Below are 13404 nucleotides of genomic sequence, written 5' to 3' on the forward strand. Positions count from 1 at the left end.
CCTGCCGGTTTGACCACCTGGGCAAAACTCGTCCGGCCTAAGCGGTTACCGCGGCCGCGCCGGCTATCTTGTAATCCCTGCGGTAGGACTTGTCCATACTCGGCGGTTACCGCGACCGCGCCGGCTATCTTGCCGTCTCTTGGCCCTCAACCCGCTCCTCCCGAAGCGAGTAATGCTCCAACAAGTAAATGACGGCCAAGGTGATGGCCCGGATGCTGATCAAGTCGATCAAGTTCCAATTGCCGGCGATCTGAAGAATCCCCATATGGAACAAGACAGTATCCGTCGTAGCCAGCATGACGAATGGAACCAGTCTCCAATACCATCCCTTCGGCACGTACATGAACAAGAGAACCGCGGAGGCCATGAAGACATGATAGACGAAGCCGGTGAACAACGTGCTATCCCGGTAGGCGTTCTCCACCCAGTGGACCCGAAAAAACTGCTTGTCGAACAGCATCAGCACGCTTGTCGGCGTCTGCAGCATGATCCAGGCGATCGTCCAGAATACGGCAATTCGAGGGAATGCGAAGGTGCGATTTTGCAGCAGGATATACCACATCTTCATGAGCAGCATGAATGCAAAGGCGCATATGCCGGTCATCCACGTACGCCACCAATGCTGCTCATAAATACCAGCGCGTACGAATAACACTTCCGTCAGCATAAATCCGAGGGAGAATACGCCGATCCAACGGGCAGGCGTCCGATAATACATGACTGCTACCGCGGTTGCCGCCCAGTAGGAGGAGTTGGCAATAATATGACCGAGAATATTATTGGCGAACAGATCCCGGTAGATTCCCGGCTTATAGTCGTAACCATGAAAAACGAACAGGATGAACGATTCCCCGACCCATGAGCATGCCGTCGTGAACAAGAAGTACGTCAACCAATCGGCCAAATTCCTCCTGCGGCGCAAGGCAAACGCGGTAATAATGATACCAATCGCGATTAAACCGTAGTACCACGCCATATTCGGCATGCGTCCAATTCCTTTCCGTACGGATATGCCAGTTAGGTTTCCATGAATGAACGCAGTTCATACTATTATTTCCAGCAAAAAAGTCACCCTCACGGTGACCCTTTGCTTCCAATGCGCCATCGAATCCCGCCATCGTCGGGCGGCCCGATGATCACCGTATTCGTGATTGGCGCAATGACTTCTTTCCATGCCGCGGCATTGACGCCGTACACGGCCTGCATGACCTCAGGCGGCGTCTTCCTCAAAATATCGGATCCGAACACCGACTCGAACTCGCGATTATCGAATGTGACCACAAGGCGGGATTGTTCCGCGACCGCGATGGTCCAATGCCACCAACCCGTCGGAATATACACCGTTTGCCCCGGACAGAGCCGATAACGCAGCACTTGCTGAGCGTCGGGATTGAAAATCTCTTCGACGATCTCTCCATCCGCAACATACAACAGTTCATTCGCATTGGGGTGCCAATGAGGCTCTACGCTATGTCCTTTACTTAATCTCACTTCGACCAAGCTCAAATTTTGCATGGGCGGAAACTGATTCGACGTTTGATAAAGAATGTAGTTCCGGTTGTCCTTGACAAAATATGGCGATGAACTTAGGTCAAAGGACAAATTAACCGGCTGCATCGAACCCTTGTTCGTCACACCTTCGGTTGTCATCTATTCGATCCGACCTTTCCTGCGCGAATGGAAGCCTGAAGCACGGCATCTGTAGAAATGTATTCACGCCGTTACTTGTTATTCGCGTAAGCCCGCTCGCAGCTTCTAATTCGGCGAAACACGCTCGGATTCGGATGCTTGATGATCCCTCCTTCTCTGAAACGCGAATAAATGCCAGGATAGGCTTCGGCAAGCCGTGTCGAAACGCCAACAAGGGGCTAACCCTCTGTCGTCATGGACGAAGCGGGCTAGCCCCCTGCACGTGGCGCTGCTTACTTGCCGAGCGTCACATTGTAAAGCTGATCAATGGATACGATCTGCTCTTCCGTATCCGTATACGTCAGGCGTACGGTATCGCCTTCCTTCAGGAAAGGCGCATAGACAATGGCCTGCGGATTGGCCATATATACTTTGTCGCTGCCCTCGAGCAAAATCTGGATCAGCGTAATGTTCTCGACGGTCAGCTCGCCGAGCCGTAGCACTTTGCCGGTAATTTCTTTCTTATTCGCGATGTCGGTTGGCGCTTCATTCGTCCCGTTCTTGCTTGCGGCCATGCGCACCTTGTAGCTGTTAAAGGCGTTTTGCTTGGAGTCGCCGTAAGCGACGATCTGCGTATTGCGCGCGTTCACGATCGCGATTTTGCGAAGGACGCCTTTCGTATCGATGACCGGGATGTACCAGGCTTCCTCGCCGTAGATGTTGTATAGAATCGAGTTCGTCCCCGTCCACGCATCCTTCAGGAAGGTGTTGTTCACCGCTTCAATTGCGGCTTTGCCGTCGGACATTCCTTTGGTGCCGGTATAATACGTGTATTCCCCCGTACGTCCGTTCATCAGCGTATAGCCCACCATGGAGTTCGTACCGCGCGTCGTATGATCGGTGAACCAGTACATTTGGTTATCCGGGCCGAACAAACCAATCACTTCTTCGCCGGTATCCCATTCCGTCACCTCATAGATGTCTTTCTTGCCGAACAGCGTATTCCACCAGCCATGCTTATACTTGCCATGCCATACGTTGTAGTCGAATGCGACGCTCGCAGGAACGGCGAAATCCACGAAATCCGGCAGCTCGCCTAAGCTGTACTTAGCCATCGCGCCTGTCTTGGCGTCCACGATGATCGCGCCATCCAGCTTGAAGCCGCTCCGGAAATTGTTGTAATGGCCGTAAGCGACGATCCAGTACGGCTTCTCGTTCTCGTCCGGCTCGAAGCCGGCGAAACGTAGGATGTCTCTTGGGTATTGGCTGCGCACTTTGCGCATCAGATCATGGCCGAAATACGCCGATGGCGAGTATGTGAAGCTCTCCCGATCGACGAATTCCGCCGGCTGATCCTTGTCTTCCGCGCTGACTTTAATGAAGCCCGGCAGCGATTTGGCGTTCCAGGATTCGAAAAACCCTTTGTACTCGATCGGAGCCAGCCAGAATTCCTCGCCGCCGATCTTCTGTCTAGTCAGCTCGCCGAGCTGATAATAGGAGGCTTTCGGAATCCCGCCGATCAGTTTATCCGCCACGTAGCCGGCTGTTTCCTTCGGCACGGTTGGAATATGCTGAATATCGGTAGCCGCGATCTTCTCCGAGGTTTCTTTCGCCTGCACGATCTGATAAAGGTCATCCTTGACGAACAGCGGATAAATCACGGCAAGCCCGAGCCATGTTAAGAACAGTATTCCTGCGGCGCTGTACCCGATAAGCGCCCATTGGCCAGCGCCTGCCTTCGCGCCTTTCTTGCTTGATCGCGCCTGGCCGCCTGTCATCAGCATCAGCAGATCCAGTGTCAGAATGATCGGATACATGAACGTCAGCTGCATGACGACCGCGCTCACTGTTTGATCCATAAGCGACAAATAACCGACAATGAGACCGCCGTACACGAAGGCCAGCAGCAGCTTCACCGCCTGCCAACCATAAAGTCGCTTCATCCACAATGACGGCGTCAGCAGCAGCGATGCGATGGTGAACACGATAAACCAGAAAAACATGTCATCCCCCCAGAAGCGTTATATATGGTGCTAGTTAGGAGTATAACGCAGACGATACGATATGGTTTCAACCGCTCGAACGTTCTCCCATGTGAATTTGATGTAAACGAAGTGCTCAGCAACGTGCATATTTGAACACCGCATCGTCGGCAATTACGAATGGATTGCCGTGAGAATCGAGCGCGAACGCTTGCGGATAAGATGCTTCTCAATCGTCGAGTGTATCGAGGCGCAGCTCCTCGGGGGCTTTCATCTCCTGGTCGAAGAACTGGATGCGATGGTTGTTGCAATCGAGAATGGCGATGCGGCCGTCTTTGTCAATGGCAATGGCGCGCGCAAACCCATTTTGATCGAGCGCTATTCCAGTCTGGTGCTGGAGAACCGGGTCCAACCGGCCTTTCGTCCATTTTCCCATGTAACGATACGACATCTTAACCCCCTAATTGTGAGCTGCGTGCCATTCCTTGCTACCGCCATATACAATGTCTGCCGATTAACAGCTACTATGAATAGATGGCTTGATTGGCACAATCGATGCACGTGTTGACGATTGCCTGTACCGCGATGGATCCATGCCGCTGGATAGCCCCCTAGATACAAACTCAGTAACGCCATTGGATGTAGAAGAGATTCTGCTTTACTGACCGCCGAATAAGGATCTGCTATTCAAATGAGTTGCAGAATAATTAATGACATTAAAAACGGGGAACTTACGCGGTCCATGTATTTAATCACATTAACGATCTATATATTTAATGTCATAAATAATCACAATCGATCATGTGGGATGTAACTATCTTAGTAAGGCAATCCAATACTACAAGATTCTCATTCAGGGCTACTTTTTTTAATTTGAATCATCAAATTCAATACCTTTGCTTCAAGAGCCATTCTTATTAAATTATTTAATTTAGGAATAAATAAAGTTAATTTTTATGGATTTACCAATTCAATAATTTGATTTATAATTCATTCAAGAAAGGAGTAGAGTATGAAATATCCCATCCTTACCCAATGTCCGGTTTGTGACCATGCGTTGCACGCCGTCAAGCTGGAATGCGGGCACTGCCGAACGACGATCGAGAACACCTTCGAATTATCAAAGCTGGCTCTACTCTCCCCCGAACAGCTCCATTTTGTCATCACCTTTCTCGTGAGCAGAGGCAACATCAAAGAAGTGGAGAAGGAGCTAGGCATATCTTACCCGACGGTGCGCGGGAAGCTCAACGACATCATTACAGCCCTCGGATACGATACGCGGAAGAAACCGGAAGTCGATGAGAAGAAGATCATCGCCATGCTGGAGAATGGCGAGATATCCGCAGATGAGGCGGTCAAAATGCTAAAAGGTGAATAAGGAGGAAGGAACGATGAAAGAAGAAATCAGCAAAGTGCTGTCCATGATGCAGGAAGGCAAAATTGATTCCGACAAAGCTTCGGAGTTGATTGACGCGCTTAAGGAGAAGCAATCCGCACACTCATCGCAAGCCGTTCAGGTAATGGGGAGACCCGACTATTCAAAGAGACTGCCCTCTTCCCCCGGCGGTTATCTAGACAAAACGTTGAAAATCCGGGTAACATCCCAAGAAAATGATAATGTCAGCATCAATTTGCCGATTAAACTGGTGAAGGCTGTTCTCGGAGCGGGACACAGCATCGCGTCCAATATACCGCAGGCTGCGAAATATGTGAAGGATATCGATATCGACCTGCTGATCGATGCCATCGAGAACGAGCTCGACGGGCAAATCGTTGACATCCGCTCCGGTGAGAAGGATACCGTCTCCGTCGTGATTGAGTGATCGGTCATGATGATTGTGAAAGTTAAGAGTAAGGAGCGCGCCTTTACAATACCGGTCCCTTATACCCTATTGCGCCTGGGGAGCGGTATCCTGACCTCCAACGTAGTCCAGCGCAAAATGAAGGTTTGGCTAAGTGACCACAGCGGACAAACGGATGGGCAATCGAGCCGCAAGCATGATATCGAGACGGACAGCAGCCGGTTCGGAATTGAACTGGCGCTATCGATTCTTGAGAACCGAAATACGAAGCAAGTGATCAGACAGCTCATCAATGAGCTGCAGCGATGCAAAGGAACGGTGCTGGTCGATGTCCAATCAAAAGACGGCACGAATGTGTTGATTACGTTGTAGGCCACTTTCGACTACAAATCATAACAAAAACAGCTTCAACATTAGCGTTGAAGCTGTCTCTGTCCCGTGGGATAGGTTGATCAGTTTCCCCCGAAAAGCGGTATTCTAATAGAAGTCTCGTTCCGTAATATAAATGTACGCTTTGGACACGCCGAGCGTAGCGCCTTGGGACGGCCCAGACAGAATAAAGAGGAAGTTTTCCACGTATTCGATTAGAGCATCGTCCTTCAACGTTACGGTCACGGTCTTCTTGGTTTCCCCCGGTGCGAAATGCAGCGTGCCGGTAGCCGCGACATAATCGACGCCGGCCTTGGCAATCAGATTCTCCGTCCGGTAATTCACGGAAGCCGCCGTCGCCGTGTTGCCCGTGCGGATAACGTTAATCTTGACGGAGCCGCTCTCTTCCATTGCGTCAATTCCGGCCTTCTCCACTTGGATTTGGCTAGGTACCGGCGCGTCATTGTCTTGAATCGTCACGAGCGCCGAAGCTCGCTCACCGAGCGAGGCGCCGCCGCTCGCATTCATGAGATGCACCGCGAACGCTTCGTCTTCTTCGACTGCCGTATCGTTATGGATCGGAATCCGAATCGACTTGTAGCGAAGCTCGGGGCCGAACACCAAGGTGCCCTTGATCGTCTCGAAATCCTCCCCGCCGGTCGCGCTGCCGTTCTCTACCTCGTAATCGACTGCGACTTCGCCATCGGTGCCACTATCGCGCTGCACGGTGATGTCGATGAAGCCATCTCCCTCGTTCACGAAGTACTCGGCCCCTTCGAATTGAAGCACGCCCGGATGCTCAGGCTGCGGATCGTTATCTTCGATCGTGCGGGTCACAGGACCTCCCGCCTGGATCGTCGCGCCGCCAGTCGGATTCGACAGCGTGATCGTGAGCGTCTCGTTCCCTTCATACCGCCGGTCATCGAGAATCGGAATGTAGAGGTTCTGAAAGTCGACGTCCCGAAGGAATACAAGCGTACCGCTTGTGCCCGTATAATCGGAGCCTTCGGTCGCCTGACCCGAAGCGGTACCGCCCGTGATCGTATAGTCAACCGTTGCGTAACTGTCGGAGCCGCCGTTGCGGTAGACATTCACATACATTTGGCCGGCGTCTTCACGGAATGGCGTCGACAGCTCCCTGATTTCGAAAGCTCCGTATTTCGGCGTATGAGGCTCATCGTCGAGAATGCGGATTTTGGTCGTCGCGTTCGGACCGAGCGTCGCATCATTGGTCGGATTGCTGAGCGTCGCAGTGAAATATTCGCTGCCTTCGGAATCCGGGTCGTCGTATATTCTGGCATAGACGGTCTTCGTCGTTTCGCCCGGCTGGAAGAGGAGCGTTTCATTGTAGCCTTCAAAGTCCCAGCCGTTGTTGGCCGTGCCGTTGTCGAAGGTGAGATCGAGCTGGACATAGCCGTCCGATCCGTTCGTCCGCGTAACATCGAACCATACGCCTTCATCTGGCGTATTCTCGTTCACCTCGGTCTCCGCCACCGCGAATTCGAACACGCCTGGATTGTAAGGCACGTCCGGATCGTCGCTGTTGATCGTAACCGTCGTCGTGCCGCCGCGAATCCCGGCATCCCCCGTCGCATTGTACAATTCGACGGTGAAATTCTCCGGATTCTCGAAGCGAATATCGTTAAGGACCGGAATTTCGATATACGCATACGTTTCGCCAGTTTGGAACGTTAGCGTGCCCGTTGTCTCGGTATAGTCTTTGCCTGCCTCGGCCGAACCGCTCCGGGTCGTATAATCGACGGTCACATAGCCGTTCGATCCATCGGTGCGTAAGACTTCGACCTTCGCGTAACCGGCATTCTCGTTCACGGTATACGTGCTAGCTTGGAAGGAGAATACGCCCGGTCCGTCGGGCAGCCAGTTATCGTCATCCGCAATGCTTATGTATGCGGTCGAAATCTCCCCGAGCGATGCGCCGCCGGTAGGATTGCCCAGACGAACAAGCAGGCTTTCGTCGCCTTCCGGATCAGCGTCGTTAATGATGTCCACATAGACGGTCTTGCTCGTCTCGCCTTCCGCGAACGTCAGGGTGCCGTAATTGCTGTAATAATCATAGTCGGCCGAAGCGGAGTTGTCTTCCGTCCAGAAATCGACCGTCGCCTCTCCCGTCGCACCGCCAATGCGGTTGATCGTCAGCGCGACGGATCCGTTGTTCTCCGCGGTCTGGTAATCGCCGAGTTCGAACGAAAATTGTCCGTTTGCCTCATCCGCGTTCGCCGCCGAGGCGAACGCCGGCAGGACAAGAGACGCCGCCAGTATAGCGGTGCCGAACTTGCGGGTAATCGTGCCGCGAAGTTTAATCAGGGGTAACCGATGCATGAGTCATGCTCCTCCATTCATTTCGAAGAAATTAAACAAACAACGACAACACGGTATGCATAATGGGTGCTCCGAACAAGCACCACCTCCTTTCATAGGGGCGATACGACGAATTTTGCACAGGAAAAAAGGCACAGCAAAAAGAAGGACACGTTCATAAAGGAGTGGATAAAGGTTGCAGCGCTAGGGAATCGAAGAAGAATTGAAGGTCACACGAATCGAGAGGATCATGCGGGCAAGCGAGCAAAAGCCGAGGACCTTAAGAATGAACAAGCGATGGTATACGTAGGATCTATCTGGCTGGAGAACGAACGACGGAAGACAAACGAGAACAATCGCGAATCGCGGGTTGTTTGCGAGGTGAACACGAAGTTTGATACGTTTCGTATCTATTATGGCACACTTTTCGAAAAGCGCAACAGGTTTCACGAAATTTACGAGATCGAGGTACAAAAAAATGACCTTCCGAATTTTACTCCGTCAGGTCATCTGAATTGTCGCCTCTACTTTGCAGCCGCGTCTTTATTTATTATTTTTTCCTTAATTTTTGTTTTGAATTCTTCTTTTTTCACCGGTTTGTAATCTTTCAATTTCTCCTCGGATGGTGCCAGCTGAATGACTTCGTCCTTTTCGACTTTGAATTTCCCCTGATAGACGCCAATTGGAACGTAGGCATCTTGCGTGATTGGTCCTTTGTATGCTTCGAGAAATAGGAACAATTTATCCTTTTTCTTGGCAACTGGGATACCGTTGAATTTAAATTCTTGGCCATCGGACATCACCCCGCCCGTTTCTAGCACTTTAATAACAGCATCGGGAGTTAAGTTGCCCTTTTGTGCTGAAATGACTTTCGCTGCAGAAATCGTAAATACGACACCGCCGTATTCGACCGTTTCCTGTTGATCCAGGATATCGACTTCGACGATATCGTTTGCTCTCGATGTTAACTCATCAAGTGAAGTAAAATAGGTTTCTAATTGGCTGGGACCCCCCTCTTGAACTTTCTCTGTACAAGCCGTTACCGATAACACCACAAGTCCGAGCAATAAGAGGTAGATTGCTTTTTTCATTTCATTTGCCCTCTCTCACTTCACTTACATCATCTGAAAGTAGTGTGTTCGAACGCTCAGCTGGCGCAGTTTCCACGCGAGAAGCTTAGCGCTGATTGTAGCTGCGGTCGGTGAATGAGACATTAAAGAACCCCGATAGCCAGCCAACCGATCAAATTATTAAACTACGATTTCGCAGGTAAAGCGCATCACAATCTACTTATATCAAGCGTATGTGGAATTGTAAACCAGTATTGGTAAGTCGGATCACTAGCACAAGACCTTTCCCTTACCTATTGGCCCCTGCCTGCTTCGTTATCCCACTTCGATCCGTATCAGCTTGGCTTCCATCGCTTCAAGCGAGATGCGCAGCTCGCCTGTAGCGATCCACTCTTCGCCGGACCACAGCTCTCGTACTCTGCAGCTCTCCAGCTTATCCGGCAATCCGAGCCGATCGAACGAAATCTTCTTAGTCGTCTCCCGTTCACGGTCGTAGTTAAACACGGCGACATAGCTGATACGGGCATCTTCTTCAACGCTATGCAGCGCAAAGACTTCCGCCGCGCCGGCAGCGGAATCTCCTTCGACCGGCACGAAAGTCCGCCCCAACCGGGCCAGCTGCAGCACCTCTTCGTTGCCCAGCCATGCCTTCGCCCGCTTCCGCGCTTCTTCGCTGCGGTAATCATCCCCGAGCAGAAGAACAGTGCCAGCGATGACCGAGGCCGTCAACCGGCTGCGCCCTTCGTGATATGCCGTCGCTTCCTGATTGAAGCTCTTGTACAGCACCGTATGATCCGGATCGTTGTACCGGTACAGCGCATCACTCATCCACCAGCCATACGTGAGCGAATTTAACATGTATTCGGTGTCTCCGATCAGTCCGAACGCATCGCAGGAGATACGGCGGCTGTGCCCGTATTGATATGGGAACAGCGGCGCAATCGAGAGATTGATATGCAACGGTCGCCCAATTCGCTCCTGCGCGAGCCGGTCGCGAATGACCGCCATGCCAAGATTGTAGGCTTGAATGCCGGTTCGAATCGCCGGATCGTAGTGTTCCCCCTCCACCGCACCATGACCGAGGAAATCCAGCTTCACGTATTCGAAGCCCCAAGCGACGAATCGGCTGAGGTGATATTCCGTCCGCAGCAGGTTGCCTGGGTGCGTCGGGTCGATGGACAACCCACCGTCAAGACTAGGCAGCACCTGGCCTTCCCGGTCGCGAAGCAGGATGTCGCCATACGTATAAGCGCCGTCCGTTCCCTCTACAATCTGCTCCGCATCATACCCCCAGAACGTGAATGGCGTCCAGTAAATCCCCGCTTTCTGTCCATTCGCCTGCACATGGGCGACCGCATCCTGCAGCTGCGCCTCCGTCAAGCTGGTCCAGAAGGAGTCGAAGTTGATGTAGACGATGCTATCGTTGTGGAAGCCGAACGGTTGCAGCGTCCGCAGAAAATCCGATGTCGATACGTATAGTTCATAGTCCAGCTTATCCGCCGCGGCCGACCAGCTGTTCCAACCGAACGGAACGCCGCCTGGCCAAGCAAGCGCCGGTTCGAGCTTCGCGTTAGCCTGCGCGAAGGCTTCCAGACCGTGGCGGTAATCGGCATAGGAGCCGACGAACACAAGCGGAGACTCCACCTTATCACCGGCTACCTCGCCGTGCAAAATGGTATCTCGCGTCAATTCTCCCGCCGCGCCGCCGTACGCCGCAAGTCCGATAGGTTCGCCCGCAACCCCGGCATCGGCCGCGATGCATATGCCTGTTTTCCACGTATCGTGTGTCAATGAACCGATAACGAGACCGCGTCTTGATTCCGGCGCGTAAATCGCGGATGCCTCATAGCTTTCGATTGCGCCGGGCAGCAGCATCGTTTCATACCGTACCCACTTGTCGTTATCGAAAGGGACGCGAATTGCCCGCAGCTGTTCTCCCCCGCGGGCAATCCGCACCGAACCGCCTTTGTCGTGCAATGCGACAAGCGGCGCCATGTAATTCGTTCTCACTTCCGCCCCGCTGCCGATCGCAGCGATCCGAACCGTCACGAACGGCGCAAGTTCGTACACTGTGTAACGTTCGGCAAGCGCCGGATAACCCGCTTCTTCATGTAGCACCGTCACCGTCGTCCCACGCCCCAGCGCATCGTTCGCCTCTTCGACGCTCGCCTTGCGATGCGGATAATCTTTCGTGCTCCTCGTCGTGCCCCCTAACTTGACTTGCCCTTGAGCGCCTTCAATCCGATCTCCATTCCGCCAAATCAAATCGTAAGCGCCATCCGTTAAGCGTATTACCACCTGTACGATGCCATTGTCCACCGTAATACCTTCCGGTTCCGTCACTATCCGAATCCCCGCATACCGCACATCATTGCTCACTTCATTTCGCCTCCTCTTCCGTTTACGGGCATAAGAAAGGGGCCAAGCAGTTCCTTGAGCCCCCATCTTGCCAATCTCTTATTTCCACAGCTCCAAGCGCTTGTTGTAATTGTCGGTGATGACCGCTTCCACCTTCTCGTCGCCGGCCGCCTTCATGGCCGCGAGCATCGCGTCGAACCCGGCATTGGCTTCCGCTTCGCTGCCGGCGATGATGATCTTCGTCAGCGATTGCTTCATGATGTCCGTAATTTTCTGGTAATTGAGCGATACCGGCGTGCCGCCTTCCGGTCCGAGGTTGTCGTACGGCGACGTGTCCCAGACGGAATCGAGCAGGTTCTTGATCGCCATCTGATCGACTTCGCCGCGGTTGTAGCGGGCGATGTCATACGGCGTGCCGTCGGGGTGAGCGCCGTTCTTCACGAACCACGTCCAATACCGGACGCCGGTCGACTTGGTCGTTCCCGCCCAGTCGTCCTTCAACCCCTTCAACAGCTCCTCGCGCGGCACATGCTTTCCGTCCTTCACATCCCAGTTCGTGCCTTCAATTCCCCACATGAGCAGGTATTGGCCTTCTTCGCTCGCCAGGTAGTTGATGAATTTCATCGTCTCTTCCGGATGCTTGTTGTTCTTCGTGATCGCGATCGCGTCCCAGCCGAGCGGGCTGCGCGGACCGTAGGTCGTCTTCGCCGGATCGACGCCCGGAGCGACCACCTTGTACGCGAACAGCTGACTTTCTTCACCGCCCGCTTTCTTGAGCGCCCCGTTGGCGTTGCCCAAATCCCAATACGCGGCCGGCGTCGAGAAGACAATGCCGTTGGCGATCTTTTGCTCCCACGTCTGCGTCTTGCTGACTGCCCATTCTTTGTCGATCAAGCCGTCGCGGTACAGCTTATTCATATATAGCATCATTTCGCGGTACTTCGGATCCTTGACGTCGAATCTCAGGGTGCCGTTGTCTTCGTAGTAGGTTTTCATGCCCCACATGCCTTTGAACGTGCCGAGTACCGCGCCCATATTCTCCCCGTTCAACGTAAGCGGAATCGACGTTTTGCCGTCCACCGTCGGATATTTCTCCTTGTAGCTCCGCAGCAGCGCTTCGAATTCCTCGGTCGTGAACGGCTGGCCGCCCTCGGCTTTGTCCGGCGCGAGCTCCTTCAGGATGTCCTTGCGCATTTGAACGCCGAACACCGGATCGTTGTCGAGGCCGTACCAGTTGGACAGATAGTAGTTTTTACCGTCCGTATGACGGGTTTGCTTCAAAATATCGCCGTACTGGCTCTTCACGTCCGGCCCGTATTGGTCGAGCAGCTCGTTCAGCGGAATGATCGCGCCAGCCGCGATGTACTTGTTCACGAGGTCGCCGCCGCGGCTCATCAGAATGATGTCCGGCAGATCGCCGCTTGCGAGCATCAGGTTCAGCTTCTCCGCCGGATTGCCGGTTGGCTGTTGGATTTCGACCTTTACGCCCGTCTTCTTCATAATTTCTTGGGCGACCGGATTCGTGAATGCTTCACCCGTATTCTGATCGAAGAACGTCAGCGTAATCGGCTCGGATGGCTTCGTGTCTTTGGCGCCGCCGTTGGCCGCTCCGTCACTGGCCGCACCATTATTTGCCGCGTTCGCGTTCCCTCCGTTCGTTCCCGCGTTATTGCCTGCATTATTGCCGCATGCCGCCAGCATTGAGCCGGCCAACGCCAGCGATACCACTGCGGATAGTACCCGTATTTTGGTCATGTGCGTGATCCCCCTTGTTCGTAATCGTGCAAAAGCCCACTTCAGGCGTTATAAAGGCATGATTCCTCTTCGATCTTCGATCATTCACGCTTATGGTCCGTCCGTTGGCCGCTCGGCCGG

11 protein-coding genes are annotated in these 13404 nt (G+C 53.2%); 3 read left to right on the forward strand and 8 right to left on the reverse strand.

The genetic code is table 11. The features are described from left to right. Positions 1–124: 124 nt before the first annotated feature. The 4 genes from ACFFSY_RS19440 to ACFFSY_RS19455 all read right to left on the reverse strand — a co-directional run bounded on the left by ACFFSY_RS19440 (position 125) and on the right by ACFFSY_RS19455 (position 4062). Positions 125–985 (reverse strand): hypothetical protein, encoded by an 861-nt coding sequence (locus ACFFSY_RS19440; RefSeq protein ID WP_377497091.1) that lies wholly within the window; start codon positions 983–985, stop codon positions 125–127. A gap of 89 nt (positions 986–1074) precedes the next feature. Beyond that, positions 1075–1650, reverse strand: coding sequence for a cupin domain-containing protein (locus ACFFSY_RS19445; RefSeq protein WP_377497093.1), 576 nt, complete (start codon positions 1648–1650; stop codon positions 1075–1077). 272 nt (positions 1651–1922) lie between these two features. Beyond that, positions 1923–3632: a hypothetical protein gene (locus tag ACFFSY_RS19450; RefSeq protein ID WP_377497094.1), complete on the reverse strand. Its 1710-nt coding sequence runs from the start codon at positions 3630–3632 to the stop codon at positions 1923–1925. A gap of 208 nt (positions 3633–3840) precedes the next feature. After that, complete coding sequence (locus tag ACFFSY_RS19455) at positions 3841–4062, reverse strand: hypothetical protein (RefSeq protein WP_377497096.1); 222 nt, start codon at positions 4060–4062, stop codon at positions 3841–3843. A 561-nt stretch (positions 4063–4623) separates the two neighbouring features. On the opposite strand from ACFFSY_RS19455, the gene ACFFSY_RS19460 reads away from it, so the two are divergent. The 3 genes from ACFFSY_RS19460 to ACFFSY_RS19470 are packed head-to-tail and all read left to right on the forward strand — an operon-like array spanning position 4624 to position 5785. Further along, positions 4624–4989 carry a DUF2089 domain-containing protein gene (locus tag ACFFSY_RS19460; protein ID WP_377497098.1) on the forward strand — a complete coding sequence of 122 codons (366 nt, stop codon included), beginning with the start codon at positions 4624–4626 and terminating at the stop codon, positions 4987–4989. A gap of 13 nt (positions 4990–5002) precedes the next feature. Then, entirely contained in the window at positions 5003–5434 is a 432-nt protein-coding gene (locus tag ACFFSY_RS19465; RefSeq protein WP_377497100.1) for an SHOCT-like domain-containing protein, read from the forward strand. A 6-nt stretch (positions 5435–5440) separates the two neighbouring features. After that, entirely contained in the window at positions 5441–5785 is a 345-nt protein-coding gene (locus ACFFSY_RS19470) for a hypothetical protein (protein ID WP_377497102.1), read from the forward strand. Positions 5786–5890: 105 nt separating this feature from the next. Here ACFFSY_RS19470 and ACFFSY_RS19475 read toward each other — a convergent pair whose 3' ends face one another. From ACFFSY_RS19475 to ACFFSY_RS19490, 4 genes are all read right to left on the reverse strand, one after another. Then, positions 5891–8122 (reverse strand): Calx-beta domain-containing protein, encoded by a 2232-nt coding sequence (locus ACFFSY_RS19475; protein WP_377497104.1) that lies wholly within the window; start codon positions 8120–8122, stop codon positions 5891–5893. 503 nt (positions 8123–8625) lie between these two features. Beyond that, positions 8626–9192 (reverse strand): hypothetical protein, encoded by a 567-nt coding sequence (locus ACFFSY_RS19480; RefSeq protein WP_377497106.1) that lies wholly within the window; start codon positions 9190–9192, stop codon positions 8626–8628. A 294-nt stretch (positions 9193–9486) separates the two neighbouring features. Next, on the reverse strand, positions 9487–11550 hold the full coding sequence (locus ACFFSY_RS19485) for an alpha-galactosidase (RefSeq protein ID WP_377497108.1): 2064 nt from the start codon (positions 11548–11550) through the stop codon (positions 9487–9489). A gap of 78 nt (positions 11551–11628) precedes the next feature. Further along, the gene (locus ACFFSY_RS19490) at positions 11629–13284 is read right to left on the reverse strand and encodes an extracellular solute-binding protein (protein WP_377497110.1); all 1656 of its coding nucleotides are present in this window, start codon (positions 13282–13284) and stop codon (positions 11629–11631) included. Between the last annotated feature and the right edge of the window lie 120 nt (positions 13285–13404).

It is taken from the genome of Paenibacillus aurantiacus, assembly GCF_042431225.1.
Taxonomy (GTDB): Bacteria; Bacillota; Bacilli; order Paenibacillales; family Paenibacillaceae; genus Paenibacillus_Z; species Paenibacillus_Z aurantiacus.